Raw genomic sequence first — 20,664 nt, 5'->3', positions numbered from 1 at the left:
GCACGCGCCATCGCGCCAGCCCCGTCGTCAAACAGTGTTAAACATCATCAATTCGTCTCAGGATTGGGGCGTTTTCAGATTTCGTTAACCATTTGAGTCCGAATGCGGATGCATGGCTTTGGTCGAGTTCCCTCCCCCGCCCCTGCACCCGCAGGAGGCGATGCGTCAGGCGACGCTCGACGCGCTGGCGATCCTCGACACGCCGCCAGATCGCGAGTTCGATGCGATCACCCATGCGGCGCGCGCTCTGTTCGGTTGCAAGATGGCTCTGGTGTCGCTGGTCGATCGCGACCGGCAATGGTTCAAGTCGCGCTGCGGCCTCGACACGAGCGAAACGCCGCGCGATGTCGCCTTCTGCCAGCATGTGATCGCGCTCGATCGGCCGCTGGTCGTGACCGACGCGACGCGCGACGTCCGCTTCGCGATGAACCCACTCGTCACCGACGGGCCGAAAATCCGCTTCTATGCCGGTGTGCCGCTGCGCATCGTTCGGCCGGACGGCAATGGCGAACGTTACCCGGTGGGCACATTGTGCATCATCGACGACAAGCCGCGTGATTTCGCCAGTGCAGCGCTGGCGCAGCTTTCCGAACTGGCGGGCGTGATCGAGACGTTGCTCGACGTGCGGCTGTCCGAACAGGCAGCGCGCAGGCTGGGCGAGGCGCAGCGGCGCGCGCTCGATGCGCTCGACATCATGCAGCGCCAGTTCCGCCAGGCCGAGCGCATGGCGAAGATCGGATCTTGGCGGCTGCCGCTGTCGACGCGGCGGGTGCAATGGTCCGCCGAGACCTATGCGATCCACGCGCTCGAGCCCGCCGACAGTGAATCGGTCGAACGCGCGATCGAATTCTACGCCCCCTATGAGCGAGCGAAGATCGCCTATGCGCTCGAGCGGGCCGTCGAACATGGCGAGCCGTACGACCTCGAACTCGATTTCTCCGACAATGACGGCACAGCGAAGCGGGTCCGTTGCAAGGGCGAGCTGGAGATGCGCGACGGCGAGCCCGTCGCTCTGATCGGCGTGATCCAGGACGTAACCGAACGCTGGATGATGGAACAGCGGCTCCGCCAGATCGCGAACACCGACGAATTGACCCGGCTCGCCAATCGGCCCGCTTTGCTCGCCTATCTCGACGATCAGCTCGATCGCGGCACACCGCTGGCGCTGCTGCTGATCGACCTCGACAATTTCAAGGCGGTCAACGATCGCTGCGGCCATGCGGCGGGGGACGATCTGCTACGGCTGATGGCCTCGCGCCTGCACGCGCCCTATCTCGCCGGCAGCTTCGCGGCGCGGCTGGGCGGGGACGAGTTCGTGATGGTGCTGACCGCGCCCGAAGCGCTCGACAATCTCGATACCCTGCTCGCGCGGCTGCTGTCCAATCTGCGCCATCGCGCGATTGATGCCGACGGTCCGATCCACACCGGCGCGACGATCGGCGCCGCATATCGCATCGCCGGCGAAGGCCGCAGCGCGCTGATGGCCCGTGCCGACGCCGCGCTGTATCGCGCCAAGGCGGCGGGGCGCGGCTGCGGCGCGATCGCGGGCGCCGAAAATCGCCTCATCACCCCCGCCGACCGCGCAGCGCATCTTCGCGCCGTCGGATAGCCACCCCCACGCATTGACAGCCGCCCCGGCCCCAGCAACACATAGGTAAAATGCGTTATAATGGGGAGGTTCGGCGATCATGGCGAAATGCCAGGCGCTTATTTTCGACAGCGGGCCGGACGTGGCCGAGGCACTGGGCGCGCCCGCGACGATAAGGGGCGATCTGTTCCTGCCCGAAGGCGCGCCGCGCCTGTTGATGGTCTGCATCGCCGGGGGCGGCATGAACCGGCATTATTTCGATCTGCCGACCCCGCCGGGCGAGGAGGAGGCCAGCTTCGTACGCGCGATGATGGCAAAGGGGTTCGCGGTCGCATTGCTCGATTTCCTGGGCATCGGCGACAGCGACGAGCCCGCCGACCCGTTCCGGCTTACCCCCGATCTCCACGCACAGGCACTGGCCGCCGCGACGCGAGCCTTGCAGGCGCAGACCGGGTTGCGCACCGTGGGCGTGGGTCACAGTTTCGGCGCGGGGCTCAACGTCGCGATCCAGGCGCATGACGCGCTGCATCTGGGGCTTGCGCTGCTCGGCTTCGGCGTCGCGCCGCTCGCGCGGCTGACGATGCCGGCCGAGGCCGACCTGCCGATCGAAGAGGCCCGCGCCCGCTTCGCCGAGTTCGCGGAGAACCGCTTCAAGACGCCCTATCTCACCATCGAGCCCATGGGTGGGCCGCGCGGGGCGATGCTGACGACGGCGAACGACCGGCTGCTCGCGACGTCGGCCTATGCGACCGTCCTGCCCCACACCTTCAAGCCCGAAGCCGACTTGATCGACGTGCCGCTGCTGATCGGCCTGGGCGACAAGGATCTGCACGGCGAACCGCGCGAGGCGATCCGGCACTTTCCGAAAAGCCGCGACATCACCCTGATCGAGCTGCCCGAAACCCGGCACAACCATTTCGTCTATCCGAGCCGCACGCACCTGTTCGATAGGATCGCGCATTGGGCGTCGGGCCTGTGAAGGCGCTGGTCGTCGGCGGGGCGGGGCCAACCGGCCCGTTCATCGTCGAAGGACTGCGCGCGCGCGGCTATCGGGTTTCGGTGCTCAACCGCGGCGTCCACCCGGTCGAGGCACCCGAGGATGTCGAACGGATCGTCGGCGATCCGCATTTCCTCGAGCCGCTGCAGCAGGCGATCGGCGATCGGACCTTTGACCTCGTCATCGCCAGCTATGGCCGGCTCGCGGTGGTGGCCGAGGCGCTGGCGGGGCGTGCGGGGCGTGCGGGGCGGTTCATCGGGGTGGGCGGCTTCGTCGCCTATCGCGGCTTCTACGATCCGAAGGTCAATTTCCCCGCTGGCCTGCCGATCCCCACGCCAGAGAGCTTCGATCTGGCCCGCGATCCGGCCGAGCATCGCTTCGCCGCGCTCGTTACCGCCGCCGAGGACACGGTGTTCCGGCTACATCCCGGCGCCGCCATCTTCCGCTATCCTTATGTTTATGGTCCGCGCCAGCTGGTGCCGCGCGAATGGTCAATCGTGCGGCGCGTGCTCGACGGGCGGCGTGCAATCCTCGTCGTCGACGGTGGGCTGAGCCTGATGATGCATGGCTATGCCGAAAATCTTGCCCACGCGATCATGCTGGCGGTCGAGCAGCCCGAGGCAGCGGCCGGCATGGCGTTCAACTGTGGCGACGAGGTTCAACTGGATCAGCGCCAGTTGATCGAGGTGGCGGCAGCCGAGCTGGGTGCGTCAATCGAACTGGTCTCGGTGCCCGACACCCCCACCGCCCGCGCGATCGCGCTCAACGCACCCAGCGCCCCCAAGCTGATGGACATCGCGCTGATCCGCGAGCGGCTGGGCTATCGCGACATCGTGCCGACGGTCGAGGCGGTAAGGCGCACCGTGCGGCATTATGCCGACAATCCGCTGGAGCGCGGCGGATCGATCGAGCAGCGCATGTACGACGCCTTCGATTATGCCGCCGAGGATCGGCTGATCGCGCTGACCCGCGATCATCTCGCTCGCATCGCCGATCTGCCCGCACCCGATACGCAGACCGCGCATCCTTATGCCCACCCCAAACAGGCCGGAGCCACCCTTGACCAGCGTGGACGCTGAAGCGCGCATCCGCGCCAATTTCGCGCGGATGCTCCGTGCGAAGCGGGTGGCCGTGCTGGGCGCGTCGGCGCGCAATCAGTTCTCGGCGCCCGTCATCGCCAATTTCGACAAGTTCGGCTTCACCGGCCATGTCCAGCTGGTGAACCCCAAGGGCGAGCCGATCGGCGACCGCCCGGTTCTGCGCAGCATCGCAGACCTCGAAGGCCCGGTCGACGCCGCGTTCGTCTGCGTGCCGCAAAGCACCGTGATCGATACGGTCGCGGAAGCGGCGGTGGCCGGCGTGACCGGCTTCGTCGTCGTCAGTTCGGGCTTTGCCGAGGCGGGCGCGGAAGGACGCGCATTGCAGGATCGGCTCGCGGCGGTGGCGCGTGAACATCAGGTGGCGTTGCTCGGCCCCAACGGGCTTGGCTTCATCAACTATGTCGATCGCGTGCCGATGTGCGTGCTCGGCCGCCCGGTGCGCACCGGCGGGCTGGGGATCGCGTCGGTCTCCGGATCGGTCGGCGGCTATCTGACCAAAGTCGCGATGCTGCAGGGCGTGGGCGTGTCGCACATGATCCTGACCGGAAACGAGGCCGGGATCACGATCGCCGACGTCGTCGATTTTCTGGTCGATGATCCCGACACCACATCGATCGCGGTGTTCCTGGAGGCGATCTACGATCCGCGCCGCTTCGCCGCCGCCGCCGAACGCGCGCTGAAAGCCCGCAAGCCGATCGTCGTCCTGAAGGCCGGCGCATCCGAAGCCACCGCCCGCCTCGCCGCGGCCCACACCGGCGCGCTTCTGGGTGACGACCGCGTGTTCGATGCGGTCGCCGCCGAACTCGGCCTGTCGCGCGTCTATAGTTATGAGGATCTGATCGCGACTGCCGCTCTGCTCGGGCAGGTGGGCCCGGTTGCAAAGCCCGGCGTCGCAGCACTGACCGTCTCAGGCGGTTCGGGTGAGATATTGTCCGATCTGGCGGGCGCGGCGGGCGTGTCCTTCCCGCCCTTCTCCCCCGATGTGCAGGCCGCGCTGGAGGCGACCGTCAGCGCCTTCGGCCAGACCCACAACCCGCTCGACCTGACCGGCGCGGCGCTCGCCGATCCCTTGCTGTGGGAACGCTGCCTCACCGCCATTGCCGCCGACGAGACGATCGGGCTGACCCTGTGCCTGTGGGATCCGCCGATCGGCCCGACCGAGGGCTGGATCAAGGCATCGCTCGAATCGATCGCGCGCGGATATGCCGCCTACCCCGCGACCCCGCCGCTCGTCGCACTCGTCGCCGAACCGATGACCGATTACGGCCATGACGCGCTGCGCGACGCGGGCATCCCCGGCGCGATTGCGGGCCTCAAACCCGCCGTCACCGCACTGGCGCAACTGGCGCCGTGGAGCCGCCGCGTCCTCGAAGGTCGACAGGTCTCGCTATTCGCAGACATCGGCGACGACATCGATCGCCCGCGCCACGACCGCGCCCTGCTCGATCGGCTCGGCGACCTCGGCGCGCCGGTCGTTCCCGGTACGATCGTCAGCGATGCCGATGCGGCCGTGCGGGCGGCCGAGGGCTTCAATTATCCGGTCGCGCTCAAGCTCGTCGCGCTCGATCTCCAGCACAAGACCGAGGTGGGCGGCGTGCGCCTCAACCTTGCCGACGCTGATGCCGTGCGCGATGCCTTCGCCGCGCTCTGCGCGATCGATCACGAAGGAATCGAGGGCATCGCCGTCTCGCCGATGCGCCGGCTCGACGCCGAGTTGCTCGTCGCCATCTCGCACGATCCGAGTTGGGGTCCGGTGCTGACGCTCGGCCTCGGCGGCATCTGGGTCGAGGTGATGGACGATGTCCGCCTCCTCCCCCTCCCCGCCGATGCGCGCCGGATCGAGGCTGCGCTGCGATCGCTGCGCGGCGCCCCGTTGCTCACCGGCGCGCGCGGCCGTTCACCGGTCGACCTCGCCACCGCATCGCAGGCGATCGAACGCATCGCCGCCGCCGCACTCGCGCTCGGCCCCGATCTCAGCCTGCTCGAAATCAACCCGCTGGGGATATCGAGCGAGGGCGCCGAAGCTCTCGACGCCCTTGCCCTCTGGAAAAATTGATCCTCCCCCGGAGGGGGAGGTGGCAGTCCGCAGGACTGACGGAGGGGTAGTTAGTCGCAAGCACATCGCTGCCGGCCAATACCCCTCCACCGCTTCGCGGTCCCCCTCCCCCTCCGGGGGAGGATTGAGATCAGGCCAACTCTGCCACGTCGCCGGCCATCAGCATTGTCTTGGATTCGAGGAAGGCGCGAAGCCCCTGGTGTCCGCCTTCGCGGCCGATGCCCGACTGCTTGTAGCCGCCGAAGCCCAGCGACATGTCGATCTTGAAGCCGTTATGGCCAACGGTGCCCGCGCGCAGTTGACGCCCGACGCGATAGGCGGCGTCGACATCGTTGGTGAAAACGGCGCTGTTGAGGCCGAAGGCGGAGTTGTTGGCGATGGCGATCGCCTGCTCCTCGCTGTCGGACGGGATCACGCTCAGGACCGGGCCGAAGATTTCCTCCTGCGCGATCGTGGCATTGGGATCGACATCGGCGAAGACGGTCGGGGAGACGAACCAGCCGCGCTGCAGTTCCGACGGGCGCTCGCCGCCGCCGACGAGCGTCGCGCCTTCGGCACGGCCTTTGGCGATATAGCCTTCGACGCGATCACGCTGCCGCTCGGTGGCGAGCGGGCCGAGCTTGGTCGCCTGATCGAACGGATCGCCGACCTTGATATGCTTGAAGGTCGCCGCCACCGCCTCGGCAAAGGCATGCTGGCGTGCGCGGGGCACGATGACGCGGGTCAGCGCGGCGCACACCTGCCCGTTCATGAACATCAGCGATCCGGCCAGGTTCTGCGCAGCCGCCCCGACATCATAATCATCGAGCAGCACCGCCGCCGACTTGCCGCCCAGTTCGAGCGTGCAGCGCGCGATGCGTTCGCCGCAGATCGATGCGATCTTCTTGCCCGCGACGCTGGAGCCGGTGAAGCTGATCTTGTCGACTTGGGGATGGCGAACGATCAGTTCGGAGACTTCGCGATCGGCGACGATCACGTTGATCACGCCCTTGGGCAGCCCGACCTTCTCGCAAATCTCGGCCAGCACCCAGCCCGCATGCGGCGCTTCGGGCGACATCTTCACGATCATCGTGCAGCCAGCGAGAAGAGCCGGCGCCACCTTGATCATCGTGAGCGAGGTGGGCGAGTTCCACGGGATGATCGCGCCCACCACGCCGACGGCCTCATAGACAACATAGCCGGTGCCGCCGCCGCGTGGGGCATGCTTCTCGACGAAGGGGTAGGTCTCCGCCATCGCCGCATATTCCTTGAGCGTGCCCGACGCGCCGACGCCGGCCCAGCCTGCCATCGTGCGGACGATGCCCATCTCGTTCGACTGCGCATCGGCAAGCTCGTCGCCGCGCTTCTCGAACTCGGCCGCCATCGCCAGCAGATAGCCGGCCCGCTCCTTGTGGGTCAGCCGCGCCCAGGGGCCATTGTCGAAGGCGTCGCGCGCGGCCGCGACGGCACGCTCGACATCGGGCGCCTGCGCTTCGGCGAACGTGGCGAAGGCCTCGCCGGTATGCGCCGAAATCACGGTCAGCGTGCGGTCGCTCGACGGGGCGACCCATTCGCCGTCGATGAAGAAGCGATCGGGGTGGCGGACGTTGGGGGCGGTCATGGCATTCTCTCCTTGAAATTCATCGCGGCCAGCCGGCCGGCGGCGGCGAGGGCAGCGAACAGCATCGTCAGCAGCGACACGATCACCGCGGATTCATAGACGTCGGCGATGACGAAACTGCGCGCGCCGACCGTCGCCAGACCGTCGGGCGCACGCGCGAACATCATCGGATATTGGAGCGCGCTCACGCCCCAGATGAGGCAGGGCTGGAGCCAGAAACCGCGCGTGAAGGCAGGGGCTGCGGCGGTGAAGCGGCGCTCGACCAACGCGAACAGCTGCAGCGCAACCCAGCCGGTCAGGAGCCAGCCGAGAAAGTTGGTCAGCGGAACGCCGAAATAGCCGCTCGGATATCGGAAAGCCCAATGGCCCAGCACAGTCGACCCGATCGGATCGTAGCCGAGGTCGTAGCCCGCGAGGATGAAGGTCGCCGCGATCGGCGTGGTCACGGCGTAGAGCGGCGCGAGGCCGGTCGGCCGGCCGCGCATGATCAGCTTACCGAGCGACCACGCGAGATAGCCGAGGAAGACATAACCTAGCGCCACCGGCGGCGGCACGCCCAGCAGCTTCGGCCCCATGAAGTCGCTATGGCTGTAGAAACCGAAGGGGAAACCGGTGTGGATGCTGCTCGCCTCCATCGCGAAGGCGACCGCGAGGCTGATTGCGAAGAAGGCGCCGAACCCCTTCCAGCCATAAGCGAGCGAGGCATGCACCGCGACCCAGCCGACCAGCACCAGCGTCTGGATGCCCGCCGCAGCCGGGCCTGCGCCCAGCTGTGCGGCCGCGAAGGCGACGAGCCAGAACGACAGCAGAACCCAGGTCGCCATAAAGCGCCATTTTCCGTCCATCGGCCTCCCCTCTTCTGGCCCTCTTCCGGCCCTGGCGGCACAGTGCCGATGGTTGGAAAGCGCGCAAGGCTTCAGGCGGCGAGCGCTTGCAAGGGACCACAGGTGGCCCCGAAAGGGCCGGCGGGCGGGATCGACCCCCGCCCGCCGGCATCGTCAAAATGCGAACTTCGCGCCCACGCCATAGGTGCGCGGCGGGGCAAAGCTGCCGCCGTCGCCGGTGTTGAGCGCAAAGACGGTGCGCAGATAGGTCGCGTTGGTCAGGTTGCGGCCATAGGCATAAACGGTGAAGCCGCTGTTCGCCGGCGTGAACGCCGCGCGCGCGCCCAGGGTCGCATAGGCTTTCTGCTCGATCCGCGCGGCATTATCCCAGAAGAACTTGCTGGTGTAATAGCCGGTGCCCGTCAGCTCGACCGTGCCGAAATCATAGTCCTCACGCCAGTTGGCGGTCAGGCCTGCGGTCAGCTTGGGCGAGAAGGGCATGCGCCCGTCGCTCAGATCGCCGGTGGTCGTCACGCTGCCGCAACGGCAACCGGGGAACTGCGCGTTGAACACCGCACCCGTATATTTGTCGTACTTGGCGTTCAGGTAAGCGATGCTGCCGGTCGTCGTGAACTGCGGGGTCCAGTGACCGGTGATCTCGGCATCGGCGCCCCAGATCTTCGACGTCGCGGCATTGGCTGTCACGTTGAAGCCGTTGACGATCGCCAGCACCTGCAGATCCTTATACTTATAGTAGAAGGCGGACAGGTTGGCGGAGATGATCCGGCTGGTGTTCGTCTTCAGGCCGACTTCGAACGCATCGATCTTCTCGGGCTTGAACGGCGTCGGCTGGAACGCCGAGATGTTGTAGCCGCCCGATTTGAAGCCCTTCGAATAGGTCGCGTAGATATTGTCGCCGCTGTCGAGATCGTAGCGGACCGAGATGCGCGGGGTGAAGCTGTCATATTTCACCTTGCCCGCGCCGATCGGGAAGAAGGCAGGCTTCTGCTTCACGCCGAAGGTGAAATTGCCCGATGCTTCACGCTTTTCGGAACTGTAGCGCGCGCCAAGAATGACCGTCAGCTGGTCGGTCGGCGTCCAGTTGAGCTCGCCGAACGCGGCATAGGCCTTCGTCTTCTGCTTCGACCAGATATAGGTCTGCGGATTGGTGGGGCCGTTGGGACCGAAATCGGCCTCGAGTGGGTCATATTTGCCCAGGCTGTCATAATAGAACAGCCCGACCACCGCCTGCATCTGCCCCATCTTCTCGGTCGAGAAGGTCAACTCCTGCGAGAAATCCTTCTGGTTCTGCTGGAGCCGATAATAGACGAGGTCGAGGTTCGAAAAGTCGCCCTCGGTATTATAGTCGGAATAAGCGTCGTTATAGGCGGTGATCGATGTCAGCGTGCCGACGTCGGTCTCCAGGCTGATATTGCCGCCGACGGACCAGCTGTTCGCCTTGAAGAAAGGCCCGTCACGGTTGAGCGAATAGGTGAAGGTGTTCGCGCGATTGGGCACGATCGGGCGCAGGCCGGGCGTCAGGTTCGCCGCCGAATTGCCGTTCAGCGCGGTGTAGGCGGCCGAATTGCCGTCCTTGCGCTTGCTGTAGGTGCCGAACAATTCGATGCTCAGCGTCTCGGTCGGCTCGAACAGCAGCTTGGCGCGCGCCGTCTTGCTGTTGATGCCGGTCGCCTTGGTGTTGCGGACGATGTCGCGGGCATAGCCGTCGCTGTCGTTGAACACGCCCGACAGGCTGAACGCGACCTTGTCCGCGACGATCGGCGCCGAGATATAGCCTTTCACCAGCACCTCATCGAGATTGCCGTAGCTCGCCTCGACCGAACCCGTCGGGGTGTATGACGGCCGCTTTGTGACGATGCGGATTGCGCCGCCGGTCGCGTTGCGGCCGAACAGGGTGCCCTGCGGCCCCTTCAGCACTTCGATACGCTCGACATCGGCAAGGTCTGCCGCGTTGTTCGCCGTCTGGCTCGATTGATACACGCCGTCGACATAGGTCGCGACGTTGGCATCGTTGCCCGGATCGGTCTGGCCCGAGGAGACGCCGCGGATCGCCGGCTGCGAATTGGGGCCGTTGCCGCCCATCTTGAGGCCCGGCGTGACGGTAGCGAGATCCTTGATCGAGATGATGCCCGATCGTGCGAGCTGCTCGCTGGTCTGCGCGACGATCGCGATCGGCACGTCGCTCAATTTTTCGCTGCGGCGCTGCGCCGTCACGATGATGTCGCTGTCGGCAGCCCCTGCATCGGCCGCAACGGGCGCCGCATCCTGCGCGAAGGCCGGCACCGAAAGCGTGCCGATGGCGAGCACGGTGGACGACAAGGCATGACGGATCGTCTTGCGATTCATGGCATTTCCCCTTCCTGTCGCGGCCGGTTGTTCCCGGTCCGCTGTTCGCATCAATTCATATGACTCTTTTACGCGCTTCACAATTCAAACCGGCAGCAATGGCCGCACGAGGCCGTTGAGGTAGAGCGATCCCGGTACCGCGAGCAGGAAAGCGCGGCGGCAGACATTGGCGTGGAGCAGCCGCAACAGCGCCTCGTCCGCCTCCGGCCCGGCGGCGTCTACAAAAGCTTCGAGCAGGCGATCCGCCTCGGCGACATCGGCGGGTGCGGCACCGGTCATCCGCGCCACATCGGCCAGATAATCGGCTTCCAGCTTCGGCCCATAGAGCGCGATCCGCTCCAGATAAGCGGTCAGCGATCGCTGGACATTCTTGCGATAGGCCGCGACCGGATCGGCTTCGGATAGTTCGCCGACCATGCTCGCTATCGCGAAGATCGGCGCGTCGGCCCAGCCGTGGTGGACGGGTGGCGGCGCGGGCGGTTCGAGGGTCACGCCGATGCACTCGGCGATCGCCTCCAGCGCCTGTTTCGCCTCCCAGACGATCCACACCAGATATTCGACATAATCGGCATCGGGCTGGGGCGCGGCCAGGAACTGTTCCATGCACAGGCACGAGGCCATCGTGCCTGCCAGCGCGAACGCCGCGGTGTGAAATCGGATCGCGGGCAGATCGACCGGCCAGCCGCCGGCCGCCTCGTAGAGCGCATAGAAGCTGGGGATATCGCCCAGATCCTCCCACTGCCCCCGGATGCGCAGCGCGGCCAGATCCATCATCGGATCGCCGATCACGCTCAGTTCGAAGTCCATCAGGGCGGTCAGCTCAGCGCCGTCGAACAGGAACTGGCCCGCATCGCAGGCGGTATAGCAGGCGGGTCGCGCCGAAGACGGCGCGTTGCGCTCGATCCAGCGCGCGGCGAAGGCAACCAGCGGGTCGGCGCGCCGCCGCTCGGCCTTATAGCGTGCGAGGATGTCGTCGAACTGCGACAGCGTCAGCGCGCGCGGGCTGTCCGGCAATCGCAGACCGGCCGCCACGAATGGCGCGATATCGAGCCGGTGCATCTGCACCATCTGCGCGGCCAGCTGGCGGCGCACCGCCTCGACATCTTCCGCGCTGTCGGCGGTCGCGAGGTTCGAACGACCCGCCACCCGGTCCATCACGATGCCGGGCAATTCCTCGATCAGCCCGTGGACATGCGGCACCCGGAGTCCACCTGCTTCGAGCAGCCGCCAGATGCCGAATTCGCGTTCGAGCGAATAGGGCAGGAAATTCTCGACGCGTTCGCCACGCACGTACAATTCCAGGGTGCAGCCATCGCGCTCGACGTCGACATGCCAGGCCGGACGCCAGCGCCCCTGCCGCACGATTCGTAGCACCTTTCCGCCGACATGCGCCTCGATCCAACGGGTGACATGCCGCTCGGCGGCGTCCGCCAGCGGCCGCTCCTCCTCCACCAACATCGCCGTCTCCGCGGTTTCGATAACTGAATCTACCTCAGGAAAAATGAAATGCAATCATGTCATTCCGTTATGGCCGGGACTTGCGCTATCTGGTCGACTTCGCGAATGACGGTCGGATGACCAGCACCGTCGCGCTCGCGCGACCGGCCAATCGCGCCGGCCGCCCCACCAAGGCCGATCTCGAACGCCGCAAGGCGCGCATCATCGAGGTCGCCGAGGCGATGTTCATCGAACAGGGTTTCGCCGCGACCACTCTGGAAGGCATAGCGCGCGCGGCCGGCGTGGCGACGCGCACGCTCTATCATCACTATGGTGACAAGGCCGCCTTGTTCCGGGTGATCGTGCAGGAACGATCGCGGATGGGCACGCCCGCCGAAATCTATGCGCTCGATGCGCTCGGCAAGCGCCACGCCCCGCGCGACGTGCTGCGCGCCGCGACGCGCCGGCTGCTGTCGATCTGCCTGTCGCCCGAAACCATCGCGATCGAGCAGATGATGATCGCCGACATGAAGCGCTTCCCCGATCTGCCGCAGAGCGTGGTCGCGCCCAACGTCGCCCAGTTGCAGGACAATCTCGCCGATCTGCTGCGGTCGATGGAACGCCACGGGCTGATCGGCGCGATCGACCATGATGCGGCCGCCAAATGCTTCATCGACCTGATCGTGGGCATGGCGTCGCTCCACCTGCTGGTCGGCTATGCCGAGGCGATGCCCGACGCCGCCGAAATCGATCGCAAGATTGACCTGTTTCTGGCTGGCCTCGACGCGCTCAAGCGGGCATGAGCATCGGATGCCACGAACGAGCCCAGTGCGGGTAAACGAAGATATCAGGCCAGTCGGGCGCGCCCAGCTGCGCAAACGGGCCAAGGCCGACACGATCCTGCAGGCCGCGCGCGAGCTGTTCCTCGAACATGGCTATAGCGGCGCGACCACCGACATGATCCAGGGGCGCGCCGCCGTCTCCAAATCCACGCTCTACTCGCATTTCCCGACCAAGGAGGTGCTGTTCGAGGCGGTATGCAAACTCGGCTCCGACGCGTTCGAGGCGATGCTGGCCAACGCCGTCGTCAGCGAGACCGAACCGCGCGGCTTCCTGCACCGCTTCGGCACCGAGTTCCTCACCTACCTGCTATCCGAAGAGGGCAAAGCCTTCTTCCGGCTGATGGTGGAGGCGAGCAAGAACTTCCCACAGCTCGGCCCCATCTTCTACGGCGCAGGCATCAAGGCGTCGAACGACATGATCGAACGCTATCTGGCGGACGCACACGCAGCGAAGCGGCTGGTCATCGACGATCCGGCGCTGTCGTCCGAACATTATATGGGAATGCTGCGCGGCGACATGCACCTGCGCGTCATCCTCAACATCGGCACGCCGCCAAGCCCCGCACAGATCGACACCTATGTCGCGGCGACGGTCGACCGTTTCCTGAAGGCGCACTCCGCCTGATTTAATAGCTGGTGAGCCCCAGGATCACGATATCGATCGACTTGAACGCGCGGCGTTCGCCTTCTTCGGTCCGGATGTTCCAGGTGAAAGCGAGTGCCAGCTGGACGTCGATCGGCTCGACATCGGGGGAAATCGCCCCGGCCGCGATGCACGCATTGGTAAGGTGGGCGATCGCCGCGTGGACGGGCAGATGCGCCTCCATCCGCTCCTGCTCGGTCGTCGCCGCGCTTAGCAATTGCGCAAAGCCGGTCTGTCGGCGCGCGAGTTCGACCAGACGGCGGCACCATGCCCGCAACGCCTCGACCGGCGGAAGTTGTTCGGTCAGGTCGCGCGCCAGATCGACCACACCCTCCAGATCGGCTCGATAGACCGCGACGACCAGTGCCTCGCGGGTCGGGAAATGGCGGTAGAGCGTGCCCGGCCCCACCGCCGCCAGCTTCGCGATCGCATTGAGCGACGTCGCCGGATCCCCGGCCAGCGCAGCGCGGGCAACCTCGATTATGCGTTGGCGATTGGCCTGTGCGTCGGAACGTAACGGAACAGCGACAGTCATTCGCAGACCCTAGTTGACTGAAACGGAGAAGTCTCCGATATTCGATAATCGGACGGCATAAAAGAATCAGACGACCGTTTTTAACCCATTGTCATCCTTGTCGGGTGGGAGCCCGGCGAGCCAGGCGGAGAGGCTGCAATGAGCTACAATATCCTGATCAAGGGCGGGACCGTTATCGACGGTCAGAACAACCCGCCGTTCAAGGCCGACGTGCGCGTTTCGGGCGGCAAGATCGTCAAGGTCGCCGAGAATATCGAGCGTGAAGGCGTCGAGCGCGTCGTCGACGCGGCCGGCTGCTACGTCACGCCGGGCTTCATCGAAACCCACAATCACTATGACGCGCCGATGTGGTGGATGCCCAACATGTTCCCGCTGCCGGGCTATGGCATCACCACCTCGATCAACGCGAATTGCGGCTTCGGCGCGGCGCCCGTGCCCGATACGAAGGAGGCCAAGGATGCCATGATCGGCATCTTCTCCTTCTTCGAGGACATCCCCCTTCAGCCGTTCCACGAGCAGCTGCCGTGGGACTGGAAGACCTGGGGCGAATATCGCGATTCGATGCGCCGCAACCTGAAGGTGCCGCTGAACTTCGAATTTTTCGCCGGCCACCAGCCGATCCGCCTCGCCGCGATGGGCATGGACGCGACCAAGCGTGTCGCGACCGACGACGAGATCAAGAAGATGCAGGACATGCTGCGCGAGGCGCTCGACGCCGGTGCATGCGGCTTCTCGTCGAACACGATGGACTATGACGGCGACGGCAACCCCGTCCCTTCGCTTCTTGCCGATGATCGCGAGTTCAACGCGCTGTTCGACGTGATGGACGACTATCCCGACAAGACCGTCGAGATCATCATCTCCACCTTCCAGCGCTTCACCGGCGTCGCCGACATGGAACGGCTGGTGCCGATGCTGAAGGACCGCAAGTTCCGTACCCAGTGGGCGGGCGTTCCCTTCCTTAAGTATCAGCTGTCGCGCGGGATCGGGCCGCTGATCGAGGAGCATGAGCGCTACAAGAAGGAAGGCTGGCCGCTCTACACCGGCTTCACCCATGTCGCCCCGGCGACGATGATCAATTTCAATTCGCCGCTGACCTTCGCGCAGAACAACATTCTCGTCTGGGTCGAAATGGCGCGCGAAACCAACGCGACCAAGAAGCTCGAGCTTCTCCAGAACGAAGAATGGCGCGAGCGCGCCCGCGCTTCGTGGGAGGAGATGTATCCGCAGGCGATGTGGCGCAAGCCGGAAACGGTCATCATGCGCGACAGCCAGTATCGCGTCGGGCCTTATGGTTCGAACGTCACGTTCAAGGACGTACTCGATCTGCGCGGCGACAACGTCCATCCGTCGGACGCACTGGCCGATTGGGTGATCGAAAACGGCATCGGATCGACGCTCGGCTACGGCATGGAGATCGAATCACAGCAGCAGATCATCGATCTGTTCAAGGACGAGAATGCGCTCGGCAACATCTCGGACTCGGGTGCCCATGCGCAGATGCTGTGCGGCATCGGCGATCACATCGATCTGATCAACAGCTACGCCCGCGACAACGATCACCTGACGATCGAGATGGCGGTCTATAATCTGACCGGCAAGCTGGCGAACTTCTTCGGCTTCCGCGATCGCGGCCATATCGCGGAGGGCAAGACCGCCGACATCGCGATCTGGAACATCGACGAGATCGAGCGCCGCCCGATGATCAAGGAGTTCGACGTGCCCGATGGGTCGGGTGGTCGTGCCTATCGCTATACCCGTGACGCCGCGCCGATGCGCATGACCCTGTGCCATGGCGAGCCCGTCTTCGACGGCGGCAGCTTCACCGGCGCCTATCCGGGCCGCATCGCCGGCCACGAAACGCACGAAGCGTTCGCGCAGGCGGCCGAATAATCGAGCGTTCAGGCAGGGCGGCGTCCACCGGGGCGCCGCCCCGTCCGTTACATCATGTTCCACTTTTACGAGTGACCGGACGGCGCGCTTCGCGCCCGTCACGTTTTTGTGTTTAGCTGCTCCGATAACAAAGCCCACGGAGAGGCAGCATGAAGTTCAGTTTCGCCCTACCCAACACCGTCCAGCTCAAGGCTCTCGGCAACGACTGGGAACGCAGCGTCGACGGCGCCGCGCAGACCGCGATGATCAAGCGCGCCGATGCGCTGGGCTATGACATGGTGGCGGTGCCCGAACATTTCCTGGTGCCGACCGAACATATCGAGCTGTCGGGCGCGCATTATTTCGACAGCGCAACGGGCATGGCCTATCTCGCCGGCGCGACCGACCGGATCCGCGTCAACAGCTGCCTCACCATCCTGCCGCTGCATAACCCGGTGCTGCTCGCCAAGGCGCTGTCCACCATCGATTTCATGAGCGGCGGGCGCGTCACCTGCACCTTCGGCGTCGGCTGGCTGAAGGAAGAGTTCGATCTGCTGCGCGTTCCCTTCCACGAACGGGGCAAGATGAGCGACGAGTATCTTGCGGCGATGGTCGAACTGTGGACCAGCGAGAATCCCAGTTTCGAAGGCCAGTACGTCTCGTTCAAGGATGCGGCCTTCGAACCCAAGCCGGTGCAGAAACCGCATGTCCCGATCTGGATGGGCGGCGACGCCGACGGCCCGCTCAAGCGCGCGGCGCGCTATGCCAGCGGCTGGATCCCCTTCCTGACCAAGGAAGCCGACATCCCCGCGCGGATCGACTTCATCAAGTCGCAGCCCGACTATAAGGGCGGCCCGTTCGACGTATCGTACAGCCTCGTCACCTCCGCGATCGGCGAAGGCCATGTCGTGCAGGACAATCCCGAAATGCACGTCCAGCGCAGCGTCCAATATTATGTCGATCGCATCGGGCAACTGGCGGACCTGGGAGTCACCTACACCGCCGTCCCCGCGCTCGAGGCCAAGAGCGTCGAAGCCTATATGGACCATGCCCAATGGGTGATGGAGGAGATCAAGCCACGGCTTAGCTGACATCGCCCCCTCGTCGCTGTTGCCGCAAAAGCACAGCGCGACGGCAAAAGATATAACTCTATAGTCGCCAGATCGACCGGATTTGGCCGCTTTAACGCCTTGCAACACTGCATTGGCGGCAAATTCTGTGCATTTCCGCCATTGTGGACTTGCAATCCGACGCATTGACAACCGCCCCTCCCATCTCGCTGGGAGAAACAGTCAAAAGTTTTGACGGGAGGGTGTTTCGTGAAATCCAATCTTCGTAAGCTGGCCTGTGGCTCTGCCGCCACGGCTTTGGCTCTACTTATCGCCGGTCCGGCCTGGTCGCAGGAAGCGGCACCGCAGGACGCCGAGCAGACCGGTGGCATCCAGGACATCGTCGTCACTGCCCAGAAGCGCGAACAGCGCCTGCAGGACGTGCCGGTGGCCATTTCGGCTGTGACCGCGGCCTCGCTCGAAGCCAACCGCATCGTCAGCGTTCGCGATCTCGACTCGATCTCGCCGAACCTCACGGTGCGCCAGATCGTCGGCGGCGGCGGCCTGCCGACCTACTCGATGCGCGGCGAAGTCACGATCGGTTCGTCGATCGGCGTCGATCGCGGCATCGCGCTCTATGTCGACGGCGTCTATCTCGCCAATGCGCAGGGCTCGATCTTCGAACTGGGCGATATCCAGCGGATCGAAGTGCTGCGTGGCCCGCAGGGCACCTTGTTCGGACGCAACTCGACCGGCGGCGCGGTGAGCATCACCACCGGCGACCCGAAGGGCGAGTTCGGCGCGAAGGGCACGATCAGCTACGGCAATTACGATCAGTTCCGCGCTGTCGCTCACGTCGATACGGCGAAGTATGGCGATTTCAGCGCAGCCTTCAGCTACGTCCACACCGAGCGCCGCGGCGACATCAAGAACCTTGGCGGCGGCACGACATGGGACTTCAGCCGTGTCGGCGGGGGCATCCGCAAGTCGCCGAAGCATCTGGGCGGCTTCAACACCGAAGCGGCAAGCGCCAACATCCTTTATGATGGCCCGGCAATCCGCGCGATCTACAAGTTCGACTGGACGGACAGCACCTTCTCGGCACCGGGCCAGGGCGTCATCTACATGTCGCCGCTGCTCCGCCAGCTCTATGCAGCGCAGCCTGCCGCCAACCGGCCGAACCTGACCCAGCTTTCGAAGACCCGTCCCGACGCGGTCAACAATGCGGGCGTCGTGAACAGCCGTATCAAGAACCAGGGCCATAACCTGACCCTGTCAGGCGACATTACCGACAATCTGTCGTTCAAGAACATCGCCGCCTATCGCCGGTCCAAGTTCCAGTCGCCGCTGACGCTCATCGACGGCAATGGCGGCCTGGTGAACCCGGGCACGGTGGCCATGGGTCCGTTCGCGACAGCCTTCGGCCTGCTCGCCGGCGGTGCACCTCTGCTGAACGCCAATATCGGCGCTCCGTTTCTTCTGCAGCCGACGCTCACTTCGGGCCTCGACAGGCAGTGGTCGGACGAATTCCAGCTGAACTACGATTCGGAATTCGCCACTCTCACGGCCGGCGGCCTGTACTTCCAGCAGCGATCCAACCGCGGTTCGACGGGTGACGGCAACAGCGTGCTGGGCAAGGCTCGCTCGGCCGCGTTCCAGATCTATCCCGGCTTTGCCATTCCGGGGCCGCGCGCCAACGGTTTCGGGGCGATCGACGGCCATGTGAAGGTGGTTTCGAAGGCCGCGTTCGGCCAGGCCGAATTCCATGTCCTAGACAATCTCGATCTCGTCGCCGGCGGCCGTTACACGCACGACAAGAAGACCGGCATCGACAACACCGTCGTTTCAGGCGCCGCGCCGATCGCCACGAACTCCTTCGTGGTGGATTATTCAAAGGGCAAGTTCACCTACAATCTGGGCGCCAATTACAAGGTGAACTCGGACGTACTGATGTACGGCAAGTATGTGACCGGCTTCATCTCGGGTGGCCAGTTTGCGGGCTTCGTGTTCGATCCGGAGACTGCCAAGTCGTGGGAAGGTGGCATCAAGGCCGACTGGTGGGGCCGCAAGCTGCGGACCAACCTGTCGCTGTTCACGGTGAAATATACCGGGCTGCAGCTGACGACGTCGGGTCCGAATATCGGCAGCACCAACCAGAACCTGACCCAGGTTGTGCTCAACGCGGGTGACGCGCGTGCGAAGGGCTTCGAGCTTGAAACCACGTTCCAGCCGATCCGCGAACTGACCTTCAACGCGTCGCTCGGCTACACCAACTTCAACTATACCCGCATCGATCCGCGGATCGCCGCCGCCGCCGCCGTGGTGGTCGCCAACGATCGTTCGACGTTGACGAGCGCGCTGTCGGCTCAATACGAGTCCGAGCCGGTGTGGGGCGATGCCAACTTCGTCGTGCGCTTCGACGGCAACTATAAGTCGAAGCAGCAGAAGGTGCCGATCGTTCCGCTGACCACGGGCTCCAGCGCCCTGTTCGGCATAAACGCCGCCGAACAGCAGGCCTTCGCCAATGCGCAGCGCATTCCGGGCTATTGGCTCGTGAACGGCCGTATCGCGTTGCAGGGCATCTCGATGGGCGGATCGAAGGCCACGCTGGCGCTGTGGGGCCGCAACCTGTTCGATACCAAGCAGGTCAGCTACGCGCCGTCGCTCGTCTATGCCATTTCGGCTGATTACGAGCGCGCCCGCACCTACGGTGTCGACCTGACGGTCGAGTTCTAAAACAACCGCCTCTTCACGAGGATTTCTACGCCCGTGGCCCAGTCGCCACGGGCGTATTTTTTTGCCATCGTGCGACCATGCAGATCCGGCACCTCGAATATCTCGTCACGCTCGAACGCGAAGGGCATTTCGCGCGGGCGGCGGCCCGCTGCAATGTGTCGCAACCGACGCTGTCGTCGGGGCTCTCCGCGCTGGAGGAGCAACTTGGCGCGCGGCTTATCGAGCGCGATCGGCGCTATATCGGGCTGACAGCGGAGGGGCGCGCCGTCCTTCCCTGGGCGCAGGCGATGCTCGCCGCACATACGAACATGAGCGCTGCGGCCAGCGTGGTGCGCGGGCCTCTCAAGGGCACGCTGCGCCTCGGCGCGATCCCCGCGTCGATGCCCAGCGTCGGCCACTTCGCCCGCGCGATGCGGGAGGCGCACCGGGGTGTCGAGGTCGACATCCGATCGCTCACCTCGCGTGAGATCGAGGCGGAGCTGGCGGCGTTCCGGCTGGATGCGGGCATCACCTATATCGACCATGATCCGCCCGCGAACGTCAGCGCGACGCCGCTCTATGCCGAGCGCCCGATGCTGGTCGTCGCGCATGGCCATCATATGGCGCAGATGGCGACCACGCGCTTCGAACGCGCGCTGGAGGAACCGCTCTGCCTGCTCCACCAGGGCATGCAGAACCGCCGCATCCTAGACGAGCATCTGGCCGCGCGGGGGTTGACGGCAGCCCCGCTCGCAACCGCCGACAGCTATGTCGCCCTGCTCGCGCTCGCGCGGTCGGGCGCGTTCGTCACGATCATGCCCGACAGCTACCGCACCCTGCTGCCCGACTGGGCGCACACGCTGACGTTCGAGGAACCGAGCTATGAAAGCCGCATCGGCCTGATCATCCCCGATCGCCTGCCGCGATCGCCGTTGGGCGAAGCGGCGGCGGCGGTCGCGCGCGATCTCGACCTTCCCTTTGATAGATAGCTTCTATCAAATTTCAGGAAAGTCGATTTGACCCTATCACGCGGGAGGCG

15 protein-coding genes are annotated in these 20,664 nt (G+C 65.1%); 10 read left to right on the top strand and 5 right to left on the bottom strand.

Features of this window, described 5'->3' with window-relative positions; genetic code table 11:
• The first annotated feature begins 112 nt into the window (after positions 1-112).
• The 4 genes from FYJ91_RS10065 (at position 113) to FYJ91_RS10050 (ending at position 5,741) form a co-directional block, all read left to right on the top strand.
• The gene (locus FYJ91_RS10065) at positions 113-1,609 is read left to right on the top strand and encodes a diguanylate cyclase domain-containing protein (RefSeq protein WP_149522101.1); all 1,497 of its coding nucleotides are present in this window, start codon (positions 113-115) and stop codon (positions 1,607-1,609) included.
• Between the two features lie 79 nt (positions 1,610-1,688).
• Complete coding sequence (locus tag FYJ91_RS10060) at positions 1,689-2,567, top strand: alpha/beta hydrolase (RefSeq protein WP_149522100.1); 879 nt, start codon at positions 1,689-1,691, stop codon at positions 2,565-2,567.
• The gene (locus FYJ91_RS10055) at positions 2,549-3,664 is read left to right on the top strand and encodes an NAD-dependent epimerase/dehydratase family protein (RefSeq protein ID WP_149522099.1); all 1,116 of its coding nucleotides are present in this window, start codon (positions 2,549-2,551) and stop codon (positions 3,662-3,664) included. Before FYJ91_RS10060 ends, FYJ91_RS10055 begins: the two co-directional genes overlap by 19 nt.
• On the top strand, positions 3,654-5,741 hold the full coding sequence (locus FYJ91_RS10050) for an acetate--CoA ligase family protein (RefSeq protein WP_246152579.1): 2,088 nt from the start codon (positions 3,654-3,656) through the stop codon (positions 5,739-5,741). The genes FYJ91_RS10055 and FYJ91_RS10050 overlap by 11 nt, the downstream gene beginning before the upstream one ends.
• A 130-nt stretch (positions 5,742-5,871) precedes the next feature.
• Here FYJ91_RS10050 and FYJ91_RS10045 read toward each other — a convergent pair whose 3' ends face one another.
• The 4 genes from FYJ91_RS10045 to FYJ91_RS10030 all read right to left on the bottom strand — a co-directional run bounded on the left by FYJ91_RS10045 (position 5,872) and on the right by FYJ91_RS10030 (position 11,990).
• Complete coding sequence (locus FYJ91_RS10045; protein WP_149522097.1) at positions 5,872-7,341, bottom strand: aldehyde dehydrogenase; 1,470 nt, start codon at positions 7,339-7,341, stop codon at positions 5,872-5,874.
• Positions 7,338-8,165: a carotenoid biosynthesis protein gene (locus FYJ91_RS10040; RefSeq protein ID WP_181008433.1), complete on the bottom strand. Its 828-nt coding sequence runs from the start codon at positions 8,163-8,165 to the stop codon at positions 7,338-7,340. The genes FYJ91_RS10045 and FYJ91_RS10040 overlap by 4 nt, the downstream gene beginning before the upstream one ends.
• Before the next feature lie 174 nt (positions 8,166-8,339).
• Positions 8,340-10,532 carry a TonB-dependent receptor gene (locus FYJ91_RS10035; RefSeq protein ID WP_181008432.1) on the bottom strand — a complete coding sequence of 731 codons (2,193 nt, stop codon included), beginning with the start codon at positions 10,530-10,532 and terminating at the stop codon, positions 8,340-8,342.
• An 84-nt stretch (positions 10,533-10,616) separates the two neighbouring features.
• On the bottom strand, positions 10,617-11,990 hold the full coding sequence (locus tag FYJ91_RS10030; protein ID WP_149522094.1) for a phosphotransferase: 1,374 nt from the start codon (positions 11,988-11,990) through the stop codon (positions 10,617-10,619).
• 56 nt (positions 11,991-12,046) lie between these two features.
• Between FYJ91_RS10030 and FYJ91_RS10025 the strand changes: the two genes are divergently transcribed.
• Together FYJ91_RS10025 and FYJ91_RS10020 are read left to right on the top strand one after the other, a co-directional pair.
• A complete protein-coding gene (locus FYJ91_RS10025) occupies positions 12,047-12,772 on the top strand; it encodes a TetR/AcrR family transcriptional regulator (protein ID WP_149522093.1) in 726 nt (241 codons plus the stop codon).
• A 25-nt stretch (positions 12,773-12,797) separates the two neighbouring features.
• The gene (locus FYJ91_RS10020) at positions 12,798-13,436 is read left to right on the top strand and encodes a TetR/AcrR family transcriptional regulator (protein ID WP_181008431.1); all 639 of its coding nucleotides are present in this window, start codon (positions 12,798-12,800) and stop codon (positions 13,434-13,436) included.
• A 1-nt stretch (position 13,437) separates the two neighbouring features.
• On the opposite strand, the gene FYJ91_RS10015 is transcribed toward FYJ91_RS10020, so the two are convergent.
• Positions 13,438-13,989, bottom strand: a complete 552-nt coding sequence (locus tag FYJ91_RS10015; protein WP_149522091.1) for a TetR/AcrR family transcriptional regulator — start codon at positions 13,987-13,989, stop codon at positions 13,438-13,440.
• Between the two features lie 138 nt (positions 13,990-14,127).
• Here FYJ91_RS10015 and FYJ91_RS10010 point away from each other — a divergent pair, with 138 nt between their 5' ends.
• From FYJ91_RS10010 to FYJ91_RS09995, 4 genes are all read left to right on the top strand, one after another.
• Complete coding sequence (locus FYJ91_RS10010) at positions 14,128-15,882, top strand: amidohydrolase family protein (RefSeq protein ID WP_149522090.1); 1,755 nt, start codon at positions 14,128-14,130, stop codon at positions 15,880-15,882.
• Positions 15,883-16,031: 149 nt separating this feature from the next.
• Entirely contained in the window at positions 16,032-16,952 is a 921-nt protein-coding gene (locus FYJ91_RS10005) for a TIGR03619 family F420-dependent LLM class oxidoreductase (protein WP_149522089.1), read from the top strand.
• A 228-nt stretch (positions 16,953-17,180) separates the two neighbouring features.
• Positions 17,181-19,646 carry a TonB-dependent receptor gene (locus FYJ91_RS10000; RefSeq protein ID WP_181008430.1) on the top strand — a complete coding sequence of 822 codons (2,466 nt, stop codon included), beginning with the start codon at positions 17,181-17,183 and terminating at the stop codon, positions 19,644-19,646.
• Positions 19,647-19,723: 77 nt separating this feature from the next.
• Positions 19,724-20,614, top strand: a complete 891-nt coding sequence (locus FYJ91_RS09995; RefSeq protein ID WP_149522087.1) for a LysR family transcriptional regulator — start codon at positions 19,724-19,726, stop codon at positions 20,612-20,614.
• Positions 20,615-20,664 lie beyond the last annotated feature (50 nt).

Source organism: Sphingomonas montanisoli (genome assembly GCF_008274695.1).
In the GTDB taxonomy this organism is placed as follows: Bacteria; Pseudomonadota; Alphaproteobacteria; order Sphingomonadales; family Sphingomonadaceae; genus Rhizorhabdus; species Rhizorhabdus montanisoli.
The sequence above is the reverse complement of the archived record's forward strand: the minus strand, read 5'-3'. Positions and strand labels throughout refer to the sequence as shown.